This window comes from Halosimplex halobium, from assembly GCF_051414055.1.
In the GTDB taxonomy this organism is placed as follows: domain Archaea; phylum Halobacteriota; class Halobacteria; order Halobacteriales; family Haloarculaceae; genus Halosimplex; species Halosimplex halobium.
Map to the genome: position 1 here is coordinate 63,572 of NZ_JBLKNX010000006.1, position 23,766 is coordinate 87,337.

27 protein-coding genes and 1 pseudogene are annotated in these 23,766 nt (G+C 69.7%); 13 read left to right on the plus strand and 15 right to left on the minus strand.

Annotation, left to right across the window (positions count from 1 at the left end):
• From ACMGFG_RS08270 to ACMGFG_RS08280, 3 genes are all read right to left on the minus strand, one after another.
• Entirely contained in the window at window positions 1-381 is a 381-nt protein-coding gene (locus ACMGFG_RS08270) for a PIN domain-containing protein (RefSeq protein WP_436929865.1), read from the minus strand.
• Window positions 378-1,610: a translation initiation factor IF-2 subunit gamma gene (locus tag ACMGFG_RS08275; RefSeq protein WP_436929866.1), complete on the minus strand. Its 1,233-nt coding sequence runs from the start codon at window positions 1,608-1,610 to the stop codon at window positions 378-380. Before ACMGFG_RS08275 ends, ACMGFG_RS08270 begins: the two co-directional genes overlap by 4 nt.
• Before the next feature lie 108 nt (window positions 1,611-1,718).
• Window positions 1,719-2,138, minus strand: a complete 420-nt coding sequence (locus ACMGFG_RS08280) for a response regulator (RefSeq protein ID WP_436929867.1) — start codon at window positions 2,136-2,138, stop codon at window positions 1,719-1,721.
• Between the two features lie 141 nt (window positions 2,139-2,279).
• On the opposite strand from ACMGFG_RS08280, the gene ACMGFG_RS08285 reads away from it, so the two are divergent.
• Together ACMGFG_RS08285 and ACMGFG_RS08290 are read left to right on the plus strand one after the other, a co-directional pair.
• Entirely contained in the window at window positions 2,280-3,185 is a 906-nt protein-coding gene (locus tag ACMGFG_RS08285; RefSeq protein ID WP_436929868.1) for a winged helix-turn-helix domain-containing protein, read from the plus strand.
• Between the two features lie 139 nt (window positions 3,186-3,324).
• Window positions 3,325-5,568, plus strand: coding sequence for a DUF7289 family protein (locus ACMGFG_RS08290; RefSeq protein ID WP_436929869.1), 2,244 nt, complete (start codon window positions 3,325-3,327; stop codon window positions 5,566-5,568).
• Window position 5,569: 1 nt separating this feature from the next.
• Here the strand turns inward: ACMGFG_RS08290 and ACMGFG_RS08295 are convergent, their stop codons facing one another.
• From ACMGFG_RS08295 to ACMGFG_RS08315, 5 genes are read right to left on the minus strand one after another with little or no spacing between them, the layout of a single operon-like run.
• Window positions 5,570-6,331 carry a DUF7289 family protein gene (locus ACMGFG_RS08295; protein ID WP_436929870.1) on the minus strand — a complete coding sequence of 254 codons (762 nt, stop codon included), beginning with the start codon at window positions 6,329-6,331 and terminating at the stop codon, window positions 5,570-5,572.
• On the minus strand, window positions 6,324-6,800 hold the full coding sequence (locus ACMGFG_RS08300; RefSeq protein ID WP_436929871.1) for a DUF7266 family protein: 477 nt from the start codon (window positions 6,798-6,800) through the stop codon (window positions 6,324-6,326). Before ACMGFG_RS08300 ends, ACMGFG_RS08295 begins: the two co-directional genes overlap by 8 nt.
• Entirely contained in the window at window positions 6,797-7,723 is a 927-nt protein-coding gene (locus tag ACMGFG_RS08305) for a DUF7261 family protein (protein WP_436929872.1), read from the minus strand. Before ACMGFG_RS08305 ends, ACMGFG_RS08300 begins: the two co-directional genes overlap by 4 nt.
• Window positions 7,711-8,307 (minus strand): DUF7288 family protein, encoded by a 597-nt coding sequence (locus ACMGFG_RS08310; RefSeq protein WP_436929873.1) that lies wholly within the window; start codon window positions 8,305-8,307, stop codon window positions 7,711-7,713. The genes ACMGFG_RS08305 and ACMGFG_RS08310 overlap by 13 nt, the downstream gene beginning before the upstream one ends.
• On the minus strand, window positions 8,288-8,908 hold the full coding sequence (locus ACMGFG_RS08315; protein ID WP_436929874.1) for a DUF7287 family protein: 621 nt from the start codon (window positions 8,906-8,908) through the stop codon (window positions 8,288-8,290). Before ACMGFG_RS08315 ends, ACMGFG_RS08310 begins: the two co-directional genes overlap by 20 nt.
• A 243-nt stretch (window positions 8,909-9,151) precedes the next feature.
• Between ACMGFG_RS08315 and ACMGFG_RS08320 the strand changes: the two genes are divergently transcribed.
• Entirely contained in the window at window positions 9,152-10,159 is a 1,008-nt protein-coding gene (locus ACMGFG_RS08320) for a DUF5787 family protein (RefSeq protein ID WP_436929875.1), read from the plus strand.
• On the opposite strand, the gene ACMGFG_RS08325 is transcribed toward ACMGFG_RS08320, so the two are convergent.
• A complete protein-coding gene (locus ACMGFG_RS08325; protein WP_436929876.1) occupies window positions 10,160-10,366 on the minus strand; it encodes a hypothetical protein in 207 nt (68 codons plus the stop codon).
• Between the two features lie 160 nt (window positions 10,367-10,526).
• Between ACMGFG_RS08325 and ACMGFG_RS08330 the strand changes: the two genes are divergently transcribed.
• Complete coding sequence (locus ACMGFG_RS08330; RefSeq protein WP_436929877.1) at window positions 10,527-11,072, plus strand: gamma carbonic anhydrase family protein; 546 nt, start codon at window positions 10,527-10,529, stop codon at window positions 11,070-11,072.
• Here ACMGFG_RS08330 and ACMGFG_RS08335 read toward each other — a convergent pair whose 3' ends face one another.
• Both ACMGFG_RS08335 and ACMGFG_RS08340 read right to left on the minus strand, forming a co-directional pair.
• Complete coding sequence (locus ACMGFG_RS08335; protein WP_436929878.1) at window positions 11,073-11,492, minus strand: SHOCT domain-containing protein; 420 nt, start codon at window positions 11,490-11,492, stop codon at window positions 11,073-11,075.
• Window positions 11,493-11,554: 62 nt separating this feature from the next.
• Complete coding sequence (locus tag ACMGFG_RS08340) at window positions 11,555-12,004, minus strand: hypothetical protein (RefSeq protein WP_436929879.1); 450 nt, start codon at window positions 12,002-12,004, stop codon at window positions 11,555-11,557.
• A gap of 199 nt (window positions 12,005-12,203) precedes the next feature.
• Here ACMGFG_RS08340 and ACMGFG_RS08345 point away from each other — a divergent pair, with 199 nt between their 5' ends.
• Both ACMGFG_RS08345 and ACMGFG_RS08350 read left to right on the plus strand, forming a co-directional pair.
• Window positions 12,204-13,376: a WD40/YVTN/BNR-like repeat-containing protein gene (locus ACMGFG_RS08345; RefSeq protein ID WP_436929880.1), complete on the plus strand. Its 1,173-nt coding sequence runs from the start codon at window positions 12,204-12,206 to the stop codon at window positions 13,374-13,376.
• A gap of 212 nt (window positions 13,377-13,588) precedes the next feature.
• Window positions 13,589-14,809 carry a tryptophan--tRNA ligase gene (locus ACMGFG_RS08350; protein WP_436929881.1) on the plus strand — a complete coding sequence of 407 codons (1,221 nt, stop codon included), beginning with the start codon at window positions 13,589-13,591 and terminating at the stop codon, window positions 14,807-14,809.
• A gap of 9 nt (window positions 14,810-14,818) precedes the next feature.
• Here the strand turns inward: ACMGFG_RS08350 and ACMGFG_RS08355 are convergent, their stop codons facing one another.
• A complete protein-coding gene (locus tag ACMGFG_RS08355) occupies window positions 14,819-16,000 on the minus strand; it encodes an outer membrane lipoprotein-sorting protein (RefSeq protein ID WP_436929882.1) in 1,182 nt (393 codons plus the stop codon).
• Window positions 16,001-16,120: 120 nt separating this feature from the next.
• Between ACMGFG_RS08355 and ACMGFG_RS08360 the strand changes: the two genes are divergently transcribed.
• The 5 genes from ACMGFG_RS08360 to ACMGFG_RS08380 all read left to right on the plus strand — a co-directional run bounded on the left by ACMGFG_RS08360 (window position 16,121) and on the right by ACMGFG_RS08380 (window position 21,022).
• The gene (locus ACMGFG_RS08360) at window positions 16,121-16,489 is read left to right on the plus strand and encodes a hypothetical protein (RefSeq protein WP_436929883.1); all 369 of its coding nucleotides are present in this window, start codon (window positions 16,121-16,123) and stop codon (window positions 16,487-16,489) included.
• A gap of 29 nt (window positions 16,490-16,518) precedes the next feature.
• A complete protein-coding gene (locus tag ACMGFG_RS08365; protein WP_436929884.1) occupies window positions 16,519-17,352 on the plus strand; it encodes an ABC transporter ATP-binding protein in 834 nt (277 codons plus the stop codon).
• A complete protein-coding gene (locus ACMGFG_RS08370; RefSeq protein ID WP_436929885.1) occupies window positions 17,352-18,590 on the plus strand; it encodes an ABC transporter permease in 1,239 nt (412 codons plus the stop codon). The genes ACMGFG_RS08365 and ACMGFG_RS08370 overlap by 1 nt, the downstream gene beginning before the upstream one ends.
• Before the next feature lie 145 nt (window positions 18,591-18,735).
• Window positions 18,736-19,284 (plus strand): KH domain-containing protein, encoded by a 549-nt coding sequence (locus ACMGFG_RS08375; protein ID WP_436929886.1) that lies wholly within the window; start codon window positions 18,736-18,738, stop codon window positions 19,282-19,284.
• 676 nt (window positions 19,285-19,960) lie between these two features.
• Window positions 19,961-21,022 (plus strand): zinc-dependent alcohol dehydrogenase family protein, encoded by a 1,062-nt coding sequence (locus ACMGFG_RS08380; RefSeq protein ID WP_436929887.1) that lies wholly within the window; start codon window positions 19,961-19,963, stop codon window positions 21,020-21,022.
• Between the two features lie 37 nt (window positions 21,023-21,059).
• On the opposite strand, the gene ACMGFG_RS08385 is transcribed toward ACMGFG_RS08380, so the two are convergent.
• Window positions 21,060-21,467 (minus strand): HVO_A0114 family putative DNA-binding protein, encoded by a 408-nt coding sequence (locus ACMGFG_RS08385; RefSeq protein WP_436929888.1) that lies wholly within the window; start codon window positions 21,465-21,467, stop codon window positions 21,060-21,062.
• Between the two features lie 2 nt (window positions 21,468-21,469).
• A pseudogene (locus tag ACMGFG_RS08390) lies at window positions 21,470-21,765 on the minus strand (toxin-antitoxin system TumE family protein).
• 168 nt (window positions 21,766-21,933) lie between these two features.
• On the opposite strand from ACMGFG_RS08390, the gene ACMGFG_RS08395 reads away from it, so the two are divergent.
• Window positions 21,934-22,383 (plus strand): RDD family protein, encoded by a 450-nt coding sequence (locus ACMGFG_RS08395; RefSeq protein ID WP_436929889.1) that lies wholly within the window; start codon window positions 21,934-21,936, stop codon window positions 22,381-22,383.
• Window positions 22,384-22,483: 100 nt separating this feature from the next.
• Here ACMGFG_RS08395 and ACMGFG_RS08400 read toward each other — a convergent pair whose 3' ends face one another.
• Entirely contained in the window at window positions 22,484-23,368 is an 885-nt protein-coding gene (locus tag ACMGFG_RS08400; protein ID WP_436929890.1) for a hypothetical protein, read from the minus strand.
• Between the two features lie 227 nt (window positions 23,369-23,595).
• Here ACMGFG_RS08400 and ACMGFG_RS08405 point away from each other — a divergent pair, with 227 nt between their 5' ends.
• The gene (locus ACMGFG_RS08405; RefSeq protein ID WP_436929891.1) at window positions 23,596-23,760 is read left to right on the plus strand and encodes a hypothetical protein; all 165 of its coding nucleotides are present in this window, start codon (window positions 23,596-23,598) and stop codon (window positions 23,758-23,760) included.
• Window positions 23,761-23,766: the final 6 nt, after the last annotated feature.

The window sequence follows — 23,766 nt, forward strand, 5'->3', positions numbered from 1 at the left end:
TTATGGTTGAGTGACTGCGAGTTTGTTCCCGGCCCGTAAACTAACTACCGGAATACCGGCGTCGAGCAGCCGGCCCTTGAGCGGACCGTCGTTCGTGACAGCGTGCGAAACGTCCTCCCGTCCGGCGACCTCGACCACCGCGTCGTCGGCGTAGCCCGCCTCGTGGCCGACCGGCTCGCAGCGGTCGGCCGCCAGGTCCAGCCCGACGCTGGCCGCGGCCGCCTCCTTCCCCTGCCCGTCGGCGAGCGTCGCGAGTTCGTCGCGGACCGCCTCGGGGACCAGCAGCTCGTCGTCCCCGAGCAGCCGCTCGAGCTCCTCGAACACGCGAACGTCGCATTCGACGGGCATCATCAGTGCGTTCGTGTCCATGACGACGCTCATTCCCGGAGCGTGCCGATGCCGATGAGCCGCCAGCGGCCGCCCAGCCGTCGGTTGATGGCGATCTTCGCGCCCTCGCGGGCACAGACCGGGCGCTGGAGCGCGACCTCGCACTCGCCCTCGCGTGCGCTGGTGACCGAGCCGACCGTCGTGGCCGTCCCGATGGTCATCATCAGCGGCTCGCCGGTGGAGATCTCCTCGACGTCGCCGGCGTTCTCGCCGACGATCCGGTCCAGTAGATCGACGTCCATCGTGAACTGCTCGTGGGTCGGCGGCAGCGTCCCGGGCGGACCCGCGACCTGGCCGGCGAGCGCGTCGCCTTTCGTGATCGAGGGGTCGAGCCCGGTACCGACGCCGAGCAGACCGCCCGGCGTGGCCGTCTCGACGGTCTCGCCGCCGGCCTGGAGCGACCGGACGGTCGTCTCGACGGGCTGCCACTCCGACTGGCCGCCCTCCTCGACCTCGCGGCCGGGCCGCAGCTGGATCTCGTCGTCGGCCTCGAGTTCGCCCTGGACGAGCGAGCCGCCGAGCACGCCGCCCAGCAGCGAGTCCCAGGTGGTGCCCGGGCGGTTGATGTCGAAGCTCCGGGCGACGAGCATCTCCGCGTCGGCCCCGGGGTCCCGCTCGGGCGTCGGGATCTCCCGCTCGATGGCGTCGATGAGCAGGTCCATGTTGACGCCCTGGCCGGCGCTGATGGGGACGATGGGCGCGTCCTCGGCGACGGTGCCCTCGACGAACTCCTGTATCTGCTCGTAGTTCTCGCGGGCCTGCTCGGCGTCGACCAGGTCGATCTTGTTCTGGGCGACGACGATGTTGTCGATGCCGATGATGTCCAGCGCCATCAGGTGTTCCTCGGTCTGTGCCTGCGGGACGGGCTCGCTGGCGCTGACCACCAGCACCGCGCCGTCCATGATCGCCGCACCGGAGAGCATCGTCGCCATCAGCGTCTCGTGACCCGGCGCGTCCACGAACGAGACCGTGCGCAGCACGTCCGTCTCGGTGTCGTGGTCGCCGCAGGTCTCGTCGACGGTGTAGGCGTCGGGGACCTCCCCCTCCGGACACTGCCGGAAGGTCGCGTCGGCGTAGCCGAGGCGGATGGAGATGCCGCGTTTCATCTCCTCGGAGTGCTGGTCCGTCCACTCGCCAGAGAGGGCTTGCACCAGCGTCGTCTTGCCGTGGTCGACGTGACCGACGAGTCCGATGTTCACCTCCGGTTGTGTGTTCGTCGTCATCTCGGGAGTAATCTTGGGGAATCTTCGCCCTCTGCGACTGATAAACCTACTGTTCCGTGTCCGACCGCCCCCGGGGACCGGCCGCCGTCCGCCGGCGGCGTCCCCGCCTCAGTCGTCGAGCGCGGTCTCGACGGCGTCGACCAGGTCGTCGAACCCTCCGTTCGACGGCCCCTTCCGGACGTACCGCGCGTCCCGCTCGCGCGCCCGCTCGGCCAGCCCCTCGGCCTCGGACCCCGAAAAGAGGATCAGGTCCACGTCGGGGTGGGCCGTCCGGACGGCGTCGAGCAGCGCCAGCCCGTCCATCCCGGGCATCTCGTAGTCGCTGACCACGCAGTCGACCGCGTCGTCGACACGGTCCAGGGCGTCGTCCGGGTCGGTCGCCGTCCGGACGGACACGTCGTCGATCCGGCCGAGGTACGCGCCCGCGAGCGCCGTCAGGTCCGGGTCGTCGTCGACGACCAGCACCGTGGGCGTCTCACAGCACCCGGCCGACCGGTGGAGGGGACTCGACTCGCGCGATGCACACATCACTCCACCCGTTGACTCCGATCCGTGTTAATGATCCACGAGCGTTTTCGCGCGCTGAAAGCGCCGTCGGACACGTGACAGTGTCGATACAAAAACCGGCTTCAGGGAACCCTTTTGGGAGTTCCCGTCGATCGATCGGGTATGAGCGGAGCTAGCGAGGGGCCCGGCGAGGACGGCGAGAGCGAGGCCGCCGGCGTGGACCCGGCGGAGGCGTTCGGCGTCGTCGCCAACGGGACCCGCCTGGAGATCCTGGAGGCGCTGTGGCGGGCCGACGACCCGCCGGTGAGCTTCTCCGCGCTGCACGACGAGGTGGCGATGCGCGACAGCGCGCAGTTCAACTACCACCTCCAGCAGCTCACCGACCAGTTCGTCGCCAAGTCCGACGCGGGCTACGACCTGCGCCACGCCGGCGCCCAGGTCGTCCGCGCGGTCCGCGCGGGCACGTTCACCCGCCGGCCCGACGTCGAACCCTTCGAGGTGGAGGGCGCCTGCACCCGCTGCGGCGGCGCGCTCGAGGCCCGCTACGCCGACGAGCAGTTCCGGATCGACTGCGTCGACTGCGGCAAGTCCCACGGCGAGTACGAGTTCCCGCCCGGCGGGCTGGTCGACCGGTCGAACGCGGAGGTGGCCACCGCCTTCGACGAGCGGGTCCGCCACCTCCACTGCCTGGCGGCGGACGGCGTCTGCCCGTCCTGCGCCGGCCGCATCCACACCGAGATCGTCCGCGGCGGCGACTGCTGTCTGGACGTCGCCCTGCGCGCCGAGCACGTCTGCGAGCGCTGTCGCAACGAGCTGTGTTCGCCGGTCGGGCTCGTCCTGCTCGACGAGTCGGTCGTCTCGGCGTTCTACGAGGACCACGGCATCGACCTGTCCTCGCGCCCGTACTGGACGCTCCCGTGGTGCGTCGACGACGAGTACACCGCCGTCGAGTCGGTCGACCCCTGGCGGGTCACCGTCGAGATCCCGCTGGCCGACGACCGGTTGACGGTCACGCTCGACGGCGACCTCGACGTGGTCGACAGCGAGTGTCGGTCGTGCGAGACATAGCGCCGGGGGACCAGAACCGAGTACTGTCCGGTCCGTCGGGATAGCCCTCGAGCGCCCGGGCCAGTCCAGTTCGTGCGCCGGAAATGTCGAAAGGATTATTTCGGCGTGTGTGTACGTTTCACCAACCAGAGACACAACGATGTATAGGGGTGTATGCCGCGTGGGCGGCTGGAGACGGGGGCGCGCACAGTCGGATATCCTGGCCGTCGTATTACTCGTTGCGATGGTCATCGCGGGGGCGACGACGGTGGTCATCGCGGGAACGGCGGCGCTGAACCAGGGACAGGGGGACGCTTCGTCTGCGGCCGCCGTCCAGTCGATGCAGTCGCTCGACACCACGATCGAGCGGATGGCCCGTGAGGGGTCGAGTCAGGCGCAGGTGGAGATCCCGGACCTCCAGGGGAACTTCCAGGTGGTGGGCGAATCTACCGGGGAGCCGGCCCGGGCGGGCAGGGTCACCGTAACAGTCGACCCGCCGTCCGGTTCGGACACGACCGAGGAGCTCTGGCTCGGGACGGCCAGATACGAACACGGCGGACAGACCGTCGCCTACCAGGGTGGGGGCGTCTGGCGGAAGACCGGGAACGGAAGCGTCGTCGTTTCGCGACCGGAGATCAGCTATCGGCCGAAAGAGAAGGCCAGCACGCTCACGTTCCCGGTTACCACGATCGAGGGGACGACCGGCGGTGGCGAGTTCAGTGTCGAGACAGTCGACCAGCAGGACCTGCTCTCCTCGATCGGGATGTCGAACCGGATCCCGAGCGGAACGACAATCACCGTCGCGGTGGAGAGCACCTTCTACCAGGCCTGGGGCGAACACCTCCAGTCGGAACTCGGTTCGGAGTCGGTCACCGTCGACCCCGACACGCAGACGGTCACGGTCACCGTCGAATCACCGAACGTCGGCGGGACCGTCTCCTCGGCGGCGTACTCGGACGGCCCCTCTTCGGCGCTGACCAACACGGTGACTACCGACAGTTACCTCTCGCCCGACTACGCCGGCTCGCCGCACAACGAGAACGGCGACGTGCTGACGACCGAGACGTTCGACCCGACCAATGACTTCACCGTCCGGGGCGATGTCCACGCCGAGAGCGGCGCCCCGGACATCACGAACGAGGTCGAGGTGCTCGGGAACGTCGTGCTGGGTCAGAACGCGGGCGGCCCGACCCAAATAAACAGCCAGCCGACCTTCCACAGCATCTTCTCGACGAAAGACGACCTGACGATCGTCAACGAGCCCGAATTCGAGGGCGACGTACTCGTCGGCGGAGCGAGCGGGAACGACTTCTCGCTGAAGATCACCTCGGGTCAGCCAGCGTTTCGACAGGACGTGTTCGTCGAGGGCGACCTCGAGGTAGGGTACAGCGCGGACCCGGTCATCGAGGGCGACGTGTACGTCCGCGACGGCGACATCGAACAACTGTCGAGCGTCGACACGATCGACGGCAACGTCTACGTCGAAGACGGCGACGCCAAGATCGGCGAAGACTACTCCGGCGGCGTGACTATTCAGGGCGATGTCGTCGTCGACGGCGATATCGACCTGGGCGGCGACACCGTCGATATCAACGGTGACGTGATCGCGGGCGGTAACGTCGAGCGTGGACCGGAAGACGCCGACGTAGCCGGGGACGTACGCGACGGCGAACCGGGGACTGTCTCCAGCCGTCTCGCTGCGAAGACGTTCGAGACGCCGCTGGACCCGTCGGTCCCGGACTACGAATCGGCCGAGAGCACGATCCTCGACAAGGAGTCGAGCTACAGCACGACCAACGACAACGGGGACGTCTCGGCTATCAGCGGGACCGACCTGGGCTCATGTGACCCCGTCTGCGAGCTGCCGGAGGGCGACTACTACGTCGACGACATCGACATGGGAAGCGGGGATCTGCTCAGGCTGGACACCACGGGCGGAGAAGTCAACGTCTACGTCGACGGGAGGATTGAGATGGACAACGACGCCGAGATCGTTATCGAGGGGTCCGGTCGGGCCAACGTCTACGTCGGCGCGTCCGGCGGCAACGCGCTCTCGATGGTCAACACGGCAGAGATCCGGACGAGCCCGGAAGCCGATCGCGCGCCGCTGTTCTGGATGTACTTGCGACCCAACGCGCAGGTCCAGCTCAGCAACGACGTCGTCTACACCGGCGTCATGTTCGGTCCCGGGGGGTCCAGTACCGACGGCGCCGAGATTCAGGTCGTGAACCAGGTCGAGATCTTCGGGAGCATTATCGGCGAGGTGACCCAGATGTCCAACGACGCCCAGGTCCACTACGACGAGAACCTCGGCTCGGCCAGGGTCTACGGCGGCGGATCGGGCGGCCCCGCCACGGTCGACTTCGTCTACCTCCGACAGCAGACTGCGACCGTCGACGACTGACCTACCCGAACCCGTACTCGACGGTCACGCTCGACACGACGACCGTCTCCGTCTCGAACGAGCAGGCGACCTCGTCGGCTTCCGGGTTCGTACACGACAGCGACCCGCTGCCCCCGTAGGCGTCCCGCAACGCGGTCTCCCACACCTCGGTCCGACCCGGAACGTCACGCATCGTTATCGTCACGTCGAGTTCGGTGACCGACGGGTCCTCGTTCGTCCGCACGACCTGCTCTGTTCCGTTCTCCATGGCCCGGATCTGCTCCGTCCCGCCGCTGACGGTGGCGTTCGTCGTCGCGTTCGTCCGGACGACCGGGATCACGGCACGCTCGTCGTCCAGCCGGAACAGTGAGCCGCTCACGGCGACGCTCCCCCTCCGTTGCTGCCGGACGATCAGCGAGTTCTCGTAGTAGATCGAGGCCGCGTCGCTCCGGTAGACGAGCGGGTAGAGCTTCCACTGCCAGCTCTCGGTGCTCGTCGAGACCACCGACACCTCCACCCGCGTCGGGTCGCCGACTTCGAGGGTCGCTGCGTCGAGCGTGAGTTCGGTGGTCGAGGTCTCGGCGGAGCCGTAGTAGATCGACTCGATGTCGTCGCCGACCGCCTGCATGGCGATCTCGCCGTTGTTGGCGACGGTGGACTCCTGGACGCTGTCGAGCGCGTTGAGGCCGAAGACGCCGACGACGAGCGTCGCCGCGAGGATGGCCGAGAAGACGATCACGAAGCCGATGACCTCGCTCTGCCCGCGGGATGTGTTGTCACGCATTCTCTAGCCTCACTCTGTCGTCGTCGGGGTCCGGGGCCCTGTCGTAGTAGACGCGCAGCGGCCCCCCGTTGATCGTCGTCTCTTCGAGGGCCGCTCCCGACCGGAGTCTGACGGTGAACGACTGGTTGATGGCGATGTCGCGAGTCTCGACGTACAGCCGCCAGCGGTTCGAGCCCATCTCGACGGTCTTGATGCGGTACTGGACCCCGCCGAGACGCCGGGGGAACTCCCGGATCACCGCGGCGGACGCGGGGCGGGGCTCGGTCGCGTTCATCCGGTCAACGGTCATGATCGTCGACGCTAGCCGTTCGCCGACCGCGTCGACCTGATCGCGGGCGACCTGCTCGCGCTGCTCGCCGATCATCGAACTCGTCCCGAGCACCAGCCCCGCGGTCAGTGATACCGTCAGAACGACGATCAGCGCGTATGACAGCGCCGACGAGAGGGCCCGCTCGTCACGGCGAATCATCGTATCTCCTCCGGTGCGATCCGCAACTCGGTGCGGTAATCGACCGTGGCCGACTGGTACGTGAAAGGCACCCGCGCGCTGTAGACGATGCTGTCGTCGTAGCTAGTACTGGGTGGCGTGCCCTCGCCGGTCAGCCACAGCTGCCCGCTGGTTCCCGAGAGGTCTCCACTGATCGTGACCTCGTAGTTGTCCTCCTCGAACTCGATGGCTTCGAGCGCCAGACAGTGGTCGCCGTCGATGGTCGCTCCGTCCACGTCCACGGTCATCTCCGAGGGCGACCCGGTGACGGTACACGTCCGGGCGTAGGTCGTCCCGGTCCGGTCGACGGTGACCGTCCACTGGCTTCCGCCGCCCGTCGCGGTCACCGTCAGCAGCCATTCCCGGCTCCCGGAGTCGAACGTCACGTCGAACGACGACGAGCCGGTCGGAACGTCGCTGAACACGAAGGTTACGTTCCGCGCTTTGGCGTCGCTGACCAGCGTCTCGGTTCCGGGTCCGTTTCTGCTGGTGTCCAGTCTATCGAACGAGCCGTCGGTCGCGAGTTCGATCTGATAGCCCCGCTCGAACGAGACGGCGGACTCGGGACCGATATCGACCAGTTGCCCGTGTTCCGCGTACCGCTCGTTCAGCCACGGGCCGAGCTGCGACACCAGGTCCCGGAAACTGTCTTTGCGCGCCGAGCGAGTCGTCGTTGCGGTGGGTTCCTCGTTGACGTCTCTCAGGTACCGTTCGAGGTCGGCGGACACCGACTCCCTGGTCGCGATCGCGTCGGTCCCGCGTTCGACCGAGGTGTCCTGTGTCGTGAGCGTCGTCGTGTATCCGCCCGACGTCAACACGATCGTCAGTCCGATGAGCGCGACCGCCAGGACGAACGCCCCCGAGAGGAGCAACTGTCCGCGGTTCACTCCGTTCAGGTCCGCCACGCAACCACCTCGACTCTCAGGAGCGCGTACACGTCCGACCCGGACCGCTGGCTGATACCGGGGTAGAGCCCCTCGGATTCGAGCGTCTCCGATTTCCTGTTGCCCGTGGCATCGTAGCGATGGTCCTCGTCGAAGACGGTGACGACCGCCTCGGACCGGACGGCGTTGTCCCCCGGAACACCGTTGTATACCATCCGCTGGCGCTCGGTCGTTCCGGAACCTGTTGGGTAGTGGACGACGACGTTCACGACGACGGTCGGTCCGACCGCCTGGTCGAGCGCCTGTCCGAACTCGTTGTCCGGGAACGTCCCGACGAAGTAGTCCCCGCCCGACGTTCCGGCGAACCCGTCGTCCCACGCCAGCACCGCACGTCTGAGCGCCCCGTTCTCGGCAGACTCGGAGAGGACGCTGTCGAGCCTGGTGTGGTCGACCGGCTGTGCGGTCGAACCGGTCGTCGACGGCGTCACCGTGACCGCCTGGAGCGCGAAGACGAGTCCGGCCACCACGACCACCGCCGCGAGGACGCTCTCCAGTGTGAACGCCTGCCCGCGGTCGGTGCTCGCGTCACCACACTCGAACGACAAGATACACCCCCTCTCGACCGAGAGACACGTAGCGCTCGGCCGTCGCGTACTCCTGATTATTCGCCGCGCTCGGTCCGGCAGTGAGTCTGACGTCCGTCGCCGTCGGGTCGCAAGCCGGTTCGTCGACCGAGACGAGCGGGCTCCCGCTCAGCCCGCCGTCGGTATCCCAGCAGAGCAGTTCGCGACCGGGATCTGTCGGCTTTCGGCGTTCGACGGTGACGTTCACCGTCCGTCTGCTCGCGTCGAGACTGGCGTTGCTCGCGAGCGAAGCGGCCTGTTCCAGTCCACAGTCACTCGGCGTCACGGTCAGGTCGGGGTCGTTCATCCGGCCGGTGAAAAACAGAAGCGTGCATTCGGTGTCTAACCCCACCGACGCGCCGCTGTCCCTGAGTGCGGATTCCGAGAGGTACGTCGCCGCTCTGTCGGCCGCGAGCCCGTCGCCGGCCCCTCCACCAGCACCCGACGTGAAACTCCCGAACGCCGTCGGCACGAACACGATCACTCCCAGCACGACGACCAGAAACAGGCTCACGCCGATCGAGAAGTCGAAGACTGACTGGCCGCGATCGTCGGCTCCGACCCGGTGCGTGTCCCGATTCATCGGTCCCGTGTCCCGAGCGACGACCCCCCTGTGGACCGCGGCCGCGAACGCTCTCCGCCCGCGGACGGCCCGAGTCGTCACCCCTGTCGTACCTGACATAGCTTAACACGTTTAGATAAAACTTGCGCCATCCGTGGGTATGGATGCGTGTTACTCACGTCGGACCGCCTGGTCGTCGCGCCGAGGGCTCGCCGGTCCGGCCGCCGTCAGCGGGCTTATGCCCGTTCGCGCCAACGGGCGGCTGTGCAGGAGTTCGCGTTCGAACTCGCGCTGTGCGCTCACCTGGAGGGGCCCGACCGGGTCGTCGGCCGCCAGCTCGGCGCCGCGGTCAACGGCCGCCGCGTCGCCGACGTGTGCCTGGTCGAACCGGGCCCCGAGTTCGACCGCCGTGTGGCGATCACGCCCCACACGATCCCGCCGCTGGCGATCGAGAGCGACGTGGGCCCGGGCACCGCTCGCCCGGTCACCGAGGCGTTCGACTGCCACCCCGACCGCGCCCGCGCGGTCGCCGAGCGGGCGGTCGAACTCGGCTTCTTCGAGCGCGAACGCGAGGGGGCGAGCACGGCCGTTCGCGGGACGGTCCGCTACCCCGAGGAGTGGTTCGACTCGCTGGTCGGGATCGAGAACAAGCCCGACCTCGACCGGCCGGGCGACCTCCGGGACCAGCTACGGATCGACGCCTCGCTGGGGCTGTTCGACGAGGTGGTCCTCGCGACCGAGACGTACGTCACCGGCGCGCACCTCAACCGCCTGCCCGACCCCGTTGGAGTCTGGCGGTTCGACCCCGGGACGGGCGAGCGCGAGGTGGTCCGCGAGCCCGAGCCGCTCGACCCCGACGGACCGGGCATCGAACTCCTCGACCGCCAGCCGGGCCGCGCCGAGGTGCGGCCGGTCACCGCCGCCGAGAAGCGCCGCCAGCGCCGCCGCGTCGCCGAACGCGCCTACGGGAAGGGGTGGCGGACCTACGATCTCCCCGACTGCGAGCAGTGCGCCCCGGGCGACGCCCAGCCGGCCGAACTCGCCGACGCGCGGCTGCCGTGGTGTGCGTGGAACGACGGGCTCGTCCGCCCGGTCGCCGACTGCGGGCCGACGTGTCCGGGGTACGAACCCGTCGGCAGCGACAGTGACGAAGACGCGGATGGCGCCCCGTCGTCGGAGGGGTCGGAAGCCGCCCGCGCCCGGCGGAGCGCCTGGGAGCCGGACCCCGCGGGCGTCGACCGCCGGCAGGCCGGAATCGACAGGTTCCTGTGATCACTCGGCGGACCGCTCGCGCAGGTAGCGGGCCCCGGCGACGTACACGAGCGTGAAGATCAGGACGAACGACGCCGTCTCGGCGGGCGCGACGGTCCCGTCGAGGACCAGCTGGACCCCGACGTAGGCCACCGTCGCGACGGCCGCGACGACCGCCGTCGCGAGGACGGGCCGCTCGACCGCGATGTCGTCCGACTCCGTGTCCATGGCACGCCCCACGGTTTCGACCCGCATAGGTGTGTGGGAGCGCGGCGGAGCGACGGTGTACGCCCGTTCCACACGAAACGAGGGGGATCGCCACGCCACAGTCCGCCGACCCGCGCGGGACGGGCCAAGGGTTTAGACGTGTGAACACGACACACACGCTATGGACAGTCGCGAGTACGCGTTCGAGGGGCAGCGGCCGGAAGTCCACGGCTACGCGCACGTCAGCCGGGAGGCGACGCTGGTCGGCGACGTGACCGTCGGGGCGAACGCGAACGTCTGGCCGGGGGTGGTACTGCGCGGGGACGTGGGGCCGGTCGTCGTCGGTCGCGAGTCGGCGGTCGGCGACAACGCCACCGTCCACGCCTCCGAGGTCGGCGAGAAGGCGATGGTCGGTCACAGCGCGGTGCTGAACGACACGACCGTCGAGGACGGCGCCCTCGTCGGGTTCAACTCGACGGTCAGCGACGCCGTCATCGGCGCGGGCAGCATCGTCGCGATGGGCACCGTCGTCCCGCCGGGCTACGAGGTGCCGCCCGAGTCGTTCGTCCGCGGGATGCCCGCCACCGTCACGCCGCTCTCGGAGACGAACATCGACCCCGAGGCCGTCTTCGAGGCGTTCAACTCCGGCGACTACGCCAACCTCGCCGACCGCCACGAGGAGCTGTTCGGCGGGGCCGCGGCGGACGGGGACGGCGACGGGGAGTAGTCACTCGCGTTCGACGGAGCGCTCCCGGCCGTCGACCGGGTCCGCGTCGAGGTCGTCCACGTCGGGACCGCCCGCGTCGAGGTCGCCGACCGCTCCGTCCGCGTCGAGCTCCTCGACGCCGACCAGCCGTTCGACCCGGCGCTCGAACTCGGCCTCGTCGATCTCGCCGCGCGCGTACCGGGCCTTGAGTTCCGCGAGCGGGGTCTCGGAACCGTCGGATCCCTCGTCGTCCCCGTAGCCGGGGAGCAGCGCGCCGACCTCCTCGGCGAACGTGACGAGCATCGGCGTCAGCAACAGCCAGCCGACGACGAAGACCGCGGCCGCAGGGACGATACCGACGAACAGCGCGGTGAGCAACCCGAGCGGGAGGGTGAGGATCGCGATGAGGATACCCGCGCCCGCGACGGGATGGTGGACCATACGCTCAGTTGACATTCCAGCGGAAAAACGGTTCGGTCGTGCGGGCGTCGATCCGCCGGAGATTAGAGGCCGCTCGTGTTCACGGCGGCGGTCACGTCGCGCCAGTTGCGGACGGTCCAGTAGCCGAGCCCGGAGGCGATCATCGCCGCCGACAGCAGGTACACCGAGAGGTGCGAGGCGACCACGGCGTCGGGGTGGGTCAGCCCGTAGACGACGCCCTCGGTGCCCAGCCCGATCGTCACGAAGCCGACGACGCCGACGCCCGCCGCGGTGACGAGCGCGGGCCGCCCGTAGTAGTCGGAGTGTTCGGCCGCCAGGAGCGCGGCGACGAAGCCGACCGACCCGGCGAGCACGTAGAGGGGCAGTCGCCCGACCAGCCCCCCCGCGTTGCCGGACGCGATCCCGACGATGCCCAGGAAGGCCGCCGTCAACACGAGCGTCGTCGCGCCGATCAGCGGCCCCGCCTGTACCAGTACGTCCCGTTCGAAGTGCCCGTTCGCCGACGTGGCCATCACTACAACGAGGGCCGTCACCCTACAAAAACACCCGTCAGCCGGGCGTCTGACCCCTGTGAGCGCAGTGACGGGTCCGGCGGATCGCCCGGGTCGCCGCCATCGCCTGGGGGGTGGCGGCGCCCGCGCGGCGACCGTCCCGTTCGCGGGAGCGAGTCCCCGGTACAAGAGCGGGGACGCGCAACGCCGGGCGAGGCACATGACACGACACACGCGGCGGGAGATCCTGCGGGCCGCGGGCGTCACCGCCCTGGGCGGTGCGGGCGCGGCGGCGTCGGCGGTCGGCGAGAACGAGGACGGCGCACAGGGCACCTGGGAGGCGGTCGACTCCCCGACGGACAAGCCGCTCAACAGCGCGGTCGACACGGCGGCGGGGCCATACGCCGTCGGCGGGGGCGGCGACGTGGTCGGCCGGACCGACGACGGCTGGCGGACGGTCGTCGAGTACGGGCCACAGGCGCGCAGCCGGCCGCTGACCGGCGTCGACGCGACCGACGACGGCGCCGCCGTCTGGTTCGTCGGCGGCAGCGGCGTCATCGGCGAGTACAACGTCGAGACGCGGACGCTGACCAACTACTCGGCGCCGAAGGGCAAGACGAGCACCTGGGAGGACTGCGCGGTCCGCGGGACCGCCGGCGAGGACGAGCGGCTGTTCTTCGTCAACGGCTCGGGCGAGCTGCTCGTCGGCGTCCGCCAGGACAGCGGCGCGATGGAGTACCGCGACGTGATCAAGCCCGGCGGCGGCTCGACTATCCCCGGCGTCGACTTCCACTCGCGGTCGGCCGGCCACGTCTGCAGCACGAGCCAGTTCGTCGCCGGGACGGCCGACGGCGGCGAGTCCTGGAACAGGATCGGCATCGGCTTCGCCGGCACGAGTTTCTTCGACGTGGCGAGCGCGAGCGAGCGCGACGTGAACGTCGCCGCCGGCAACGGCATCGTCTACCGCTACGACGGCTTCCGGTGGACGCCCCACGTCGTCGACGACGAGCGACAGGCGGTCCGGTCGGTCGACCGCACGCCCGACTCCGGCATCGCGGCCGGCGACGGCGGGAAGGTGTACGAGCGACGCTCGACCGGGCAGTGGGAGCGGATCCGGACCCCCGTGGACACGAAGCTCCGCGGCGTCGCCCGCGGCTCCGGCGTCGCCGTCGCCGTCGGCAACAACGGCCGGATCGTCGAGCGCGTCGAGGGCGCGGACGGCGGCACCGACACGGGCGGGACCGCGACGCCGACGCCCACCGCGACCCCGACGGCGAACGGAACGGCCGCCAGCGACGAGCGGACCGTCGTGGACGCGGACGCCGCGGAACGGGTGACGCTCCGCCTCGACCCGGGGCTGGTCGACACCTACCGCGAGGGCGTCTGGCTGTAGGCGCTCCCGTCCTCCGAAACCTATTTGCCCGCCAGCGGGCTACCGGCAGGTGATGACGCGGTCCGCTCTCGCGTGGCGCTGGCGCTCGCCCGCCCAGAGAGCGGACAGTATCGCGAGCGCGGTCGGTCGGGCCTAACCCGGCCGCCCCGGGCGCGGTGCTCACTCGTTCTCCCGCACGCTCGCCCGCCAGCCGCCGCACACCCACCACACACATGCACGACGACAGTGCCACCGACGCACAGCATACCGACCGATCCGCCGATTCGACGCCGAAACCCGACGGGACCGACGGCGACAAGTTCACCGTCACGCCCTACGACGTGGCGGGGACGGTCGACTACGACCGCCTGCTGGAGCAGTTCGGCGCCGACCGGCTCACCGACGAGCAGGTCGCCCGGTTCCCCGACCACCCGATGCTCCGGCGGCGGGTCTTCTACGCCGGCCGCGACGTCGACCGCTACCTCGCGGCCGCCGAGGCCGGGGAGACCCACTCCGTCGTCACCGGCGTCGGCCCCTCGGGACCGATGCATCTCGGCCACGTCCTCGTCTTCTACCTCGCCAAGCGCCTGCAGGACGAGACGGGCGCGCACGTCTACGTCCCGCTCTCCGACGACGAGAAGTTCTACGCGAAGGACCTCACCTTCGACGAGATCGAGGACGCCACCCGCAGCAATCTGCGGGACCTGCTCGCCGTCGGGTTCGACCCCGAGCGCACCCGTATCGTCGTCGACCGCCTCGACGCCGACGTACTCTACCCCCAGGCCGCCCGCGTGGCCGCCGACATCACCCAGTCGACTGTCGACGCGACCTACGGCGACCCCGAGAACGTCGGGCTCTCCTTCTACCCCGCCGTGCAGGCCACCCACCTGCTGCTCCCGCAACTGGTCCACGGCCGCCACCCGACGCTGGTCCCCATCGCCGTCGACCAGGATCCCCACGTCCGGGTCTGTAGAGACGTGGCCGCCAAGGAGCGGTTCGACGTGGCCAAGCCGGGCGCCCTGCTCGGGAAGTTCCTCCCCGCGCTCGACGGCCCCGGGAAGATGTCCTCCTCCTCGGACGCGCCGGCCATCGAACTCACCGACGACCGCGAGACGGTCCGGTCGAAGATCATGGAGCACGCCCACTCCGGCGGGCGCGTCGATATCGACGAACACCGCGAGCACGGCGGCGACCCGAGCGTCGACGTGGCCTACCAGTACCTCCACACGTTCTTCGAACCCGACGACGAGCGTGTCGAGGAGCTCGCTGCCGACTACCGCTCGGGCGAGTTGCTCACCGGCGAACTGAAGGAGACCGCCGCCGAGCGGATCGGCGACTTCCTCGCCGGGCATCGGGAGCGCCGGGAGGCGCTCGGCGATCTGGCGACGGAACTGGAGCCGTACCGGCTGACCGAGGAAGAGCGGGCGCGGCTGCGGCCGTCTGTGTTCGCGTAGCCGGCCGCGTCAGTCCACGACTCGTTCGGCCAGGTCGACCAGCTCCCCGCGCGGCAGGTCGCCGACGACCGCCCGCGTCACGCCGTCGTCGTCCCAGACCACGGCCGCTCCGTCGTCGCGCTCGACGTAGGTCGCGTTCGCGCCGGCCACCGTGACGTTCTCGCCGGCACTACCGTTCAGCATCGGCAGGTCGTCGGCCGTCGCGACGACGGTCACGTTCGCCCCGCCGGTGTACGTCTGGGCGGCGACGGTCCGACCGGCCCGGGTCACGACGACTGCCTCGTCGAACTCGTAGCCCTCGGCGTCGAGGTGCTGGAGCGTGACCTCGGTCCCCGTCTGCGCGGCGTCGAAGCTGTCGTACCGTTCCTGTCCGACGGTGTTCACCGAGGCGGCGTCGGGCGGCCGGAACGTGCTTTCGTGGACGCTGGCGTTGAACTGCACGCCGTCGAAGGCGACGGTCGTCGAGTTCTCGCCGTAACTCGCGCGCAGCTCGTGGACGCGGTAGTCGTCGGTGTCGACCCACAGCGTCGCTTCCCCCCGGTAGGACTCGTTGGTCGGTTCGAGCCCGACGACGTACACCTCCGCGCCGTCGAGCGTCGTCGTCTCGCGCACCTCGGCGGTCACGTTCTCGGCGAGCCACGCCGAGACGTTCGCCGAGCGGTTCGGGGCAGCCCACGCGGTGTCGTTCCAGGCGTGGGTACCGTTCCAGCTGTGATTCCCGGCGTTCGCGTAACTCCCGTTCCAGCTGTGGTTCCCGGCGGCCGTCGCCGAGCCGTTCCAGGCCGATTCGTTCCACGCGGAGGCGTTCTCGGGCAACGCCCAGACGCGGGCGGTGTCGTTCGCGCCGTCGTAGACCCACGCGACCGAGCCGTTCGTGCCGACGGCGTACTCGTCGCCGTCGCGGGTGGTACTCAGCCTCGTCCGGTTCGGCCGGTCGAGGACGAACGAGACGTTCGCGGAACGCTCGGCGGTCGCGTTCGCGACGGTGACGGTCGCCTCGCCGGTCAGCGTCTCGGCGTTCGCGTAGCGCTGTTCGACCCGGTCGAGGACCGCGTCGCCGTCCGGCCGGGCGTCGCCGTCGAGGGCGCCGGGGAGCGCGCCGGCCGCGACCGCGCCGGCGACGGCGAGGAGGACCACGCCGACCGCCAGCGGGACGGCCCGCGTCGCCAGGGACCCGCGGTCGTCTGTCATTGTTGTCGGTTGGGACCGGAGCGGCTTAACGACACGGACGGGAGCGACCGGCGATTCCGGTGGCCGGCACCCGAAGCGAACGCGCCAACCGCTTTCCCGGCGGGCCGTGAACGTCGGATCGTGACTGCCGATACCTCGTCGGTGACCGTCGATATCCGGTCGATCGCCGTCAGCACCGTCTTCGCCTGGGCGGCCGCACTCGCCCTCTGGCCGCCCCGCGCCGTCTACTGGACGGCGGTGGCCGCGGTGGTCGGCGAGGCCGTGGCCCTCGCCGCTGTCGCCGCCGTCGCGATCGCGCTCGGTGCCGCGTTCGCGACGCTCGCCGGCGTCGGCGTCCGCGAGTTCGCGGTCGGCGCGGCGGTCGCCTACCTCGTCGGGATGGCGGTGATCGCGGTCGCTCTCGCGCCCGACAGCCCCGTGCATCTCGCCCTCTACGGCGGGATCTGCGTTTGTCTCGTCGCCGGCGTCGCCGGCGCGAGCGTCCGATGATTAATGCGGACGCGCCCCCTGGAACGGGTGTGACCGATGCGACCGACACGGAGGCGACGGGCGCCGACTCGCCGGCCGGCGCGGACGGTGGGGACGACGGCGGCGAACCGGTCGTCGACCTGGCGGACGTGACGAAGACCTACGAGGGCGGCGTCGCCGTCGAGGCGCTCTCGCACGTCTCGCTGTCGCTGCCCCGGGGTTCCTACACCGCCGTCATGGGGCCCAGCGGGTCGGGCAAGAGCACGCTCCTCAATCTCGTCGGCGGCCTCGACACGCCGACCGAGGGGACCGTCCGCCTCGACGGCCAGGACCTCGCCGCCCTCTCGGACGCCGAGCGGGCGCGCGCTCGCGGCCGGACGGTCGGGTTCGTCTTCCAGACGTTCAACCTGATGCCCAGGCTGACCGCCGTCGAGAACGTCGCGCTCCCCCTGGTCTTCCAGGGCGTCGACCGCGGCGAGCGCCGCGAGCGCGCCGCGGCCCTGCTCGGGGACGTGGGCCTCGGCGACCGCCTCGACCACCGACCCTCGGAACTCTCTGGCGGCCAGCGCCAGCGCGTCGCCATCGCCCGCGCGCTGGCGGCCGACCCCGCGCTCCTCCTCGCTGACGAGCCCACCGGCAACGTCGACACCGGGACGGGCGCGCAGATCATGGAACTGTTCGCCGAATTGCACGAGGCCGGCAACACCATCCTGCTGGTCACCCACGAGCGCCGCATCGCCGAACACGCCGACCGCATCGTCCACTTCCGCGACGGCGAGATCGAGGGGGTCGAGGACGTGTCCGGGGCCGACCCGGCCGATTCCGACGACGCTGGTCCTGGCGACGGCCGGGAAGGGGCGAGGGAGGAGGGGGAGGGAGCCTGATGGACCTCGCCGAGACGTTGCGGATCAGCGTCCGCTCGCTACGGTCCCATCGCCTGCGGGCGGCGCTGACGGTGGTCGGGATCGTCATCGGCATCGCCGCGGTCGTCACGTTCGCCACCTTCGGCGCGAGCCTGAAAGCCGATGTCGTGTCCGAAATCGAGGGATCCAGCGCCAACGAGGTGTACCTCGTCGCCACGGAGGCCGACGAGGGCGGGTTCGGCGGCGCCGGCCAGCCCGTCTTCACCGAGTACGACCTCTCGCAACTGCGAACCATCGAGGGCGTCCAGCGGGTCGTCCCGAGGGGGATCGTCCCCGTCAGCGCCGTCGGCCACGACGGCGAGACGATAGCCCAGCGGCAGGTCACGGCCACGAACGCGACCGCCTTCGACACCGCTACCTTCGAGGCGGGGCGACCGTTCCGCAACGGCGCGAGCGAGGCGGTCGTCAACCGCCCGGCCGCGCAACTGTTCCCCGGGAACCTCTCGACCGGCGACGAACTGACGGTCACGCGCTCGTCGGGGGACCGATTCAACGTTACCGTCGTGGGGGTCGTCAACGGGACCGGCGGCCAGCTGCCGTTCAGTTCCTTCACCGACCAGCCGCGGGTGTTCGTCCCGGCCGACCCCTACTACCAGTCGGTCGTCGAGAGCCCCAACGCCGTCGCCAGCCAGCGGGTCTACTCGCAGGTGACCGTGGTCACCGACCCCGCCGACACCAGCGCCACCCAACAGCGCGTCCGCGAGTACTTCGACGGCGACCGCTCGGACGCCGCGCAACTGGTCCCCGACGGCTACGAGGTGACCGCACAGACGAACGCCGACCTGGTCGACAGCATCGAGCGCATCGTCACCCGGCTCACCCGGTTCGTCACCGGCATCGCCGTCATCGCCCTGGTCGTCGGCGCCGTCGGCATCGCGAACATCATGCTCGTCAGCGTCACCGAGCGAACCCGCGAGATCGGGATCATGAAGGCCGTCGGCGCGCGCAGCCGCGACGTGATGGAACTGTTCCTCGCTGAAGCGGTTCTGCTGGGCGCGCTCGGCGCCGTCCTCGGGGTCCCGCTCGGGATCGCCGGCGGCTGGGTCGCGACGCGGTACGCGGAGATCCCCCTCGAACTCGCGCCCGGGTGGTTCGCCGCCGCGGTGGCCGTCGGCGTCCTCACCGGCGTGATCGCGGGGCTCTATCCCGCGTGGCGCGCGGCGCGGGTCGATCCCATCGACGCGCTGCGCTACGAGTGAACGGACCCGGTCTGGTCCGACTTCGGGTCGGGGGTGGGGTAGGATGGGGTGGAACCGGCATCGACGGTCGGACCGGCCTGGGTCCCCGTGACACGGTGGCGCGACCAACAAAGGCTTAAAACGGCGGAGACACCTACGGTCAGGTATGCAACACGTGAAGATTCCGCAGGACCGGATCGGCGTCCTCATCGGCGAGGGGGGTGCGACGCTGCGGGAGATCGAGGACCGGGCGGAGGTGCGGCTCGACGTCGACAGCGAGACGGGCCAGGTGAAAATCGAGCAGACCGGCGACCCGCTCACCGCGCTGAAGGGGCCGGACATCGTCAAGGCCATCGGTCGCGGGTTCGCCCCCGAGGAGGCCATGCGCCTGCTCGACGACGACATGATGATGTTCGACATCGTCGACATCGACGCCGCCGCGCGCAACCGCAACGACCTCCAGCGCCACAAGGGCCGGCTCATCGGCGAGGACGGCCGCACCCGCGAACTCATGGAGGAACTGTCCGGTGCCTCGGTCGTCATCTACGGCTCCACGATGGGCATCATCGGCGGCCCCGAACAGGTCGACACCGTCCGCGAAGCCGCCGAGATGATCATCGACGGCGCTCCCCACGGGACGGTCTACTCCTTCCTCGAAGAGAAGCACAACGAGATGAAACACAAGGGCCTCGACTACCACAAGTTCACGGGTTAGTCGGTTTCGGGTTACTCGGCCGTTCTGTGGGGCTCCCCTCTCGTTCTACTGCGACGACCGCTTCCGCGACGACCGCTTCCGCGACGACCGCTTCCGCGACGACCGCTTCCGCGACGACCGCTTCCGCGACGACCGCTTCCGCGACGACCGCTTCCGCGACGACCGCTTCCGCGACGACGGCCTCCGCAAACAGCGTGAAAGCCCCGACGCGCTCGACTCGGGGGTCTCGCTGCGCTCCTCGGGCTTCGCCCTGCGGTGTCTGAGGGTACGGCCTCAGATTAGCGGGACCTCCGGTCCCGCGTCACTTGCATCGCCCGCCTTCGTCGAGCGCGTCGCCCCTTTCATTCCCACCCGCTTAGACTGGCCGATCAGCCGATACGGGCGGGAATGAAAGGGGCCGGTCGCTCCGGGAAGACGGGCGACGCAAGCACTGGAGCGAACGGAGTGAGCGAAGCGCGCAGCGAGCCCCTCGACCGGAGCGGCCGGGGGCTTTCACGCTGTCTCGCACTACGATCAAGTCCGCGGTGTGGGCTGTCGTGGAGGTTCGCGGGCTGATCGCGGTTCAGCGATCGATGACAGCAGTTGTCGCCGTCACACCGGAATCCGATGCCGGAGATCACACACAATTCGACTCCAGGTACGAGGGTATTTCACGGGTGCTGCCGATACCCCGGGTATGCGCGCAGCAGTGTTCACGGACTACGGCGAACCGCTGGACGTGCGGGAGGTCGAGGACCCCGAGCCCGAACCCCACGGGGCGGTCGTCGCGGTGGAGGCCTGCGGCGTCTGCCGGAGCGACTGGCACGCCTGGCAGGGCGACTGGGAGTGGCGCGGGCTCGACCCCGTGCCGGGTCACATCCTCGGCCACGAGCCCGCCGGCCACGTCGTCGCCGTCGGCGAGGAAGTCGACGGCGTCTCGGAGGGCGACCACGTCGCCGTTCCCTTCAATCTGGGCGACGGCTCCTGTCACCTCTGCCGGACCGGCCACTCCAACATCTGTGAAAATCGCCAGGCGCTGGGTCTCCAGCCGAGCGCGCCGGGCGCGTTCGCCGAACAGGTGCCCGTCCCCCACGCCGACCACAACCTCGTCACGCTCCCGGAGGGCGTCTCCTCGGTCGATATGGCGGGGCTGGGCTGTCGGTTCATGACCGCCTTCCACGGGCTGGCCCACCGCGCCGACGTGGGCGCCGGCGACTGGTTCGTCGTCCACGGCTGCGGCGGCGTCGGCCTCTCCGCGGTCCAGATCGCCGACGCGCTGGGCGCGAACGTCGTCGGCGTCGACCTGATGGACGAGAAGCTCGACTTCGCGGAACAGCAGGGCGCCGTCGAGACCGTCAACGCCGGCGAGGTCGAGGACCCCGCGGCCGAGGTCCAGGCGATCACCGACGGCGGCGCGGACGTGTCGATGGACGCGCTCGGCATCGAGACCACCTGCCGCAACGCGGTCCGGAGCCTCGGCAAGACCGGCCAGCACGTCCAGGTCGGGCTGACGACGAAGGAGGCCGGCGGGAACCTCCCGCTGCCGACCGACGAGATGGTCACCGCCGAGATCGACTTCCTCGGCGCGCTGGGGATGCCGCCCGAGCGCTACGACGAGATCTTCCGGATGGTCGCGACCGGGAAGCTCGACCCCGCCGCTATCATCACCGAGCGCATCTCGCTCGACGAGGTGTCGGGGGTCCTCGACGACATGACCGACTTCGAGACGGTCGGGATCCCCGTCATCGACGAGTTCTGACAGCCGGGTCGGGCCGGACCGGTCGCCGCCGCCGGTTTCAGGGCGCGATGCCGGCGCTTCCGCCGTCGTCCAGTCCCCGTAGCGCCACGTCGCCCGAGAACTCGATCGAGTCGTACCATATCGTCGGGCGCTTGGCGCTGCCCTCCTCGCGCAGTTCGACGAGCCCGTAGTCGGCCAGTTCGGTGACGTTGTCGGTCACCTCCGGCGGGTGGCGGTCGACCAGCCGCGCGAGTTCGCGGATGCTGGCCGGCTCGTGTTCGGCGATCGCTTCGAGCAGTTCCAGATTGACGGGTCGGAAGATCCGACCGAACGTCTCCAGGCTCTCGACGCTCAGCCGCGAGGGGCGAGCCGATGGCTCCTCGCCCGCGTCGACCGCGGCGAGCCTCTCTTCGAGGTCGCTCCGGTCCGGCGTCCGTCCGATCTGGATGTGGAGTGTCCGGGTCATAGTTACCAGTCGCATCGTTTCTCGGCCGGGAGCGCGGCACGCCACGCGCGGTAGAGCGGTTGCAGCCCGCGAAACGCTATCTCGAAGGTCCCGTTCCCGACGTGGAGTTCGTGCGGCCCGTGGTGGTTGTCGAACCTGACGATGGGGTCGTCGCCGCCGGCCTCGCCGTAGTGGAACGCGTACTTCAGTCCCTCCGGGAACCGCTCCGACTCCGGGACCGACAGCACGCGTACTCTCGCGACCGTCCGTCGTCGTAGGCCACCGTCTCGTCCTCCAGCACGACGACGTCGTCGCCCATCCGTACCGACGGTACCGCCCGAAACGGTATCAATGTTAGGGAGGATCCTAACACACCCTGTGACCAGATTCGAGACGGTCGCCATCCCCGTCATCGACGAGTTCTGACGGCCGACCGGCCGCGCCGGAGAAAGCAACGCTCTTTGACACGACGGCCGCAGAGGGTCGTATGACCGACAGCCCTGAACGGTGCGGTCCCGGCATCCGCGGCGTGGCGATGGCCATCGACACCGTCGTCTGGTTCGCCCTCCTGTTCGTCGCGGTCTACCCGATCGCGGCGATCACCGGGGACATCACGACCACGAGCGAGGGCGTCGACGCGTCGCTCAGCGGGACGCCGGGACTCGTCGCACTCGTCCTCTGGTTCGCGCTCGCGCTGGGCTATCACACCGTCCTCGAGTGGCGCTACGGGCAGACGATCGGCAAGTACCTCGTCAAGATCCGCGTGACCGGCGGCGACGGCTCGCCGCCCTCCCTGCGCGCCGCCGCGGTGCGGAACGCCCTCCGACTCGTCGACTGGCTGCCGGCGTTCTACGTCGTCGGGATCGTCGCCGTGGTCGCCTCCGACGGGTCCCGACGCATCGGCGACCGCGTCGCCGACACCGCCGTCGTCAGGTGACTGCCCGGTCCGCTCCGGACCGACACCTCCAGGGAGTCACCGCAAAAACTCCGAGAACAGTGGGTCCAAGGCCTCGCTGGCTGCCGAACGCTACTCTCGATTACCGGCCGCCGGCGGCGCCGTTGCCGGCGTGGTCCGGCGGTCCGCCGGACTCGTCGTCGTCCTCGTCGGCGTCGTCGTCAGCATCGTCTTCCTCGTCTTCCTCGTCTTCTTCGTCGGCGTCGTCTTCGTCCGCATCGTCTTCTTCGTCTGCTTCGTCACCATCGTCCGCGTCTTCCTCGTCTTCTTCGTCCGCTTCGTCGTCGTCGTCGCCGTTACCGGCGTGGTCCGGGGGTCCGCGGGTCTCGTTGCCGTCGTTACCGGCGTGGTCGGGCGGACCCTGCGTGGCGTTCTCGGTCTCGTTGCCGTCGTTACCGGCGTGGTCCGGAGGTCCGCGCGTTTCGTTGCCCGTCTCGTTGCCCGGGCCGGCGTGGGCGGGCGGTCCGCCGCCGTTACCGGGGTTGTTGGCCGTCACCCACGACGCGATCGCCAGCCCGCGCGGGCCGTCGGTGTCGTTCGTCTCCGACATGAAGCCGACGAGCTGCAGCCCGAACGGAGCGGCCGTCCCGTTCGCGTCGTCCATCTCCGTCTCGTTGTCCTCGGCCGCAGTCAGGTCGGCCGTCGTCGTCGCCGAACGGTTGTCGACTGTCGCCGTCACCGACACTGCCAGCGACTGGTTCGGCGCCGGCAGTTCGACCGTCCCGTTCGGCCCGGTAGTGTGCGTCCCCGCACCGCCGTACGTGACGTTCTCGGTGACCGTCGTCACGTTCAGCGACGCGTTCGCGACCGCATCGTCGGCCGTTTCGTTCGTGACCGTCACGGTGACATCCTCCGCCTGGTCCACGTCGACGCTCAGCGACTCCGACGACTGCGCCGCCATCGCCGGCGCCGCGACCGAGACGACCATCAGTGCCGCCAGTATCAACGCTCGTGTGCCCTGACTCATACGTCACTACTCCACGGTCGGATCCCACTTAGTGGTGGATTACCCTCGGTCCGGTTTTCGTCGAATTAACCCGAATTTAGCGCCGGTAAACAGTCTCCGGGTCGATTCTTCGAACTGAAAACGGCTCGGCGGGCGGTAGCGGGCCGACCGGGAACGGCGTGGCAGGGCGAGCGCGGACCACGTCGGCGGATACGAAGGGTTTTCGCCCCGGTCGGCGACACACGGGTATGAACCGCCGCGAGGTCCCGACGGACTCGTACGCGCTGTGGCTGGTCGTCTTCTTCGTCCCGGCGCTCGTCGTCGGCGCACTGACCGACGCCGTCGTCGAGGCGTCGGTCGCTGCGGTCGTCCTGGCCGGCGTGGGATACCTCTACTTCGAGTACCCGTTCTGACCCGGG

Coding starts and splice junctions, on each gene's coding strand:
- ACMGFG_RS08270 (WP_436929865.1), bottom strand. CDS start 381: ATGAGCGTCGTCATGGACACGAACGCACTGATGATGCCCGTCGAATGC.
- ACMGFG_RS08275 (WP_436929866.1), bottom strand. CDS start 1,610: ATGACGACGAACACACAACCGGAGGTGAACATCGGACTCGTCGGTCAC.
- ACMGFG_RS08280 (WP_436929867.1), bottom strand. CDS start 2,138: ATGTGTGCATCGCGCGAGTCGAGTCCCCTCCACCGGTCGGCCGGGTGC.
- ACMGFG_RS08285 (WP_436929868.1), top strand. CDS start 2,280: ATGAGCGGAGCTAGCGAGGGGCCCGGCGAGGACGGCGAGAGCGAGGCC.
- ACMGFG_RS08290 (WP_436929869.1), top strand. CDS start 3,325: ATGTATAGGGGTGTATGCCGCGTGGGCGGCTGGAGACGGGGGCGCGCA.
- ACMGFG_RS08295 (WP_436929870.1), bottom strand. CDS start 6,331: ATGCGTGACAACACATCCCGCGGGCAGAGCGAGGTCATCGGCTTCGTG.
- ACMGFG_RS08300 (WP_436929871.1), bottom strand. CDS start 6,800: ATGATTCGCCGTGACGAGCGGGCCCTCTCGTCGGCGCTGTCATACGCG.
- ACMGFG_RS08315 (WP_436929874.1), bottom strand. CDS start 8,908: ATGAATCGGGACACGCACCGGGTCGGAGCCGACGATCGCGGCCAGTCA.
- ACMGFG_RS08325 (WP_436929876.1), bottom strand. CDS start 10,366: ATGGACACGGAGTCGGACGACATCGCGGTCGAGCGGCCCGTCCTCGCG.
- ACMGFG_RS08330 (WP_436929877.1), top strand. CDS start 10,527: ATGGACAGTCGCGAGTACGCGTTCGAGGGGCAGCGGCCGGAAGTCCAC.
- ACMGFG_RS08335 (WP_436929878.1), bottom strand. CDS start 11,492: ATGGTCCACCATCCCGTCGCGGGCGCGGGTATCCTCATCGCGATCCTC.
- ACMGFG_RS08340 (WP_436929879.1), bottom strand. CDS start 12,004: ATGGCCACGTCGGCGAACGGGCACTTCGAACGGGACGTACTGGTACAG.
- ACMGFG_RS08345 (WP_436929880.1), top strand. CDS start 12,204: ATGACACGACACACGCGGCGGGAGATCCTGCGGGCCGCGGGCGTCACC.
- ACMGFG_RS08350 (WP_436929881.1), top strand. CDS start 13,589: ATGCACGACGACAGTGCCACCGACGCACAGCATACCGACCGATCCGCC.
- ACMGFG_RS08355 (WP_436929882.1), bottom strand. CDS start 16,000: ATGACAGACGACCGCGGGTCCCTGGCGACGCGGGCCGTCCCGCTGGCG.
- ACMGFG_RS08370 (WP_436929885.1), top strand. CDS start 17,352: ATGGACCTCGCCGAGACGTTGCGGATCAGCGTCCGCTCGCTACGGTCC.
- ACMGFG_RS08375 (WP_436929886.1), top strand. CDS start 18,736: ATGCAACACGTGAAGATTCCGCAGGACCGGATCGGCGTCCTCATCGGC.
- ACMGFG_RS08380 (WP_436929887.1), top strand. CDS start 19,961: ATGCGCGCAGCAGTGTTCACGGACTACGGCGAACCGCTGGACGTGCGG.
- ACMGFG_RS08385 (WP_436929888.1), bottom strand. CDS start 21,467: ATGACCCGGACACTCCACATCCAGATCGGACGGACGCCGGACCGGAGC.
- ACMGFG_RS08395 (WP_436929889.1), top strand. CDS start 21,934: ATGACCGACAGCCCTGAACGGTGCGGTCCCGGCATCCGCGGCGTGGCG.
- ACMGFG_RS08400 (WP_436929890.1), bottom strand. CDS start 23,368: ATGAGTCAGGGCACACGAGCGTTGATACTGGCGGCACTGATGGTCGTC.
- ACMGFG_RS08405 (WP_436929891.1), top strand. CDS start 23,596: ATGAACCGCCGCGAGGTCCCGACGGACTCGTACGCGCTGTGGCTGGTC.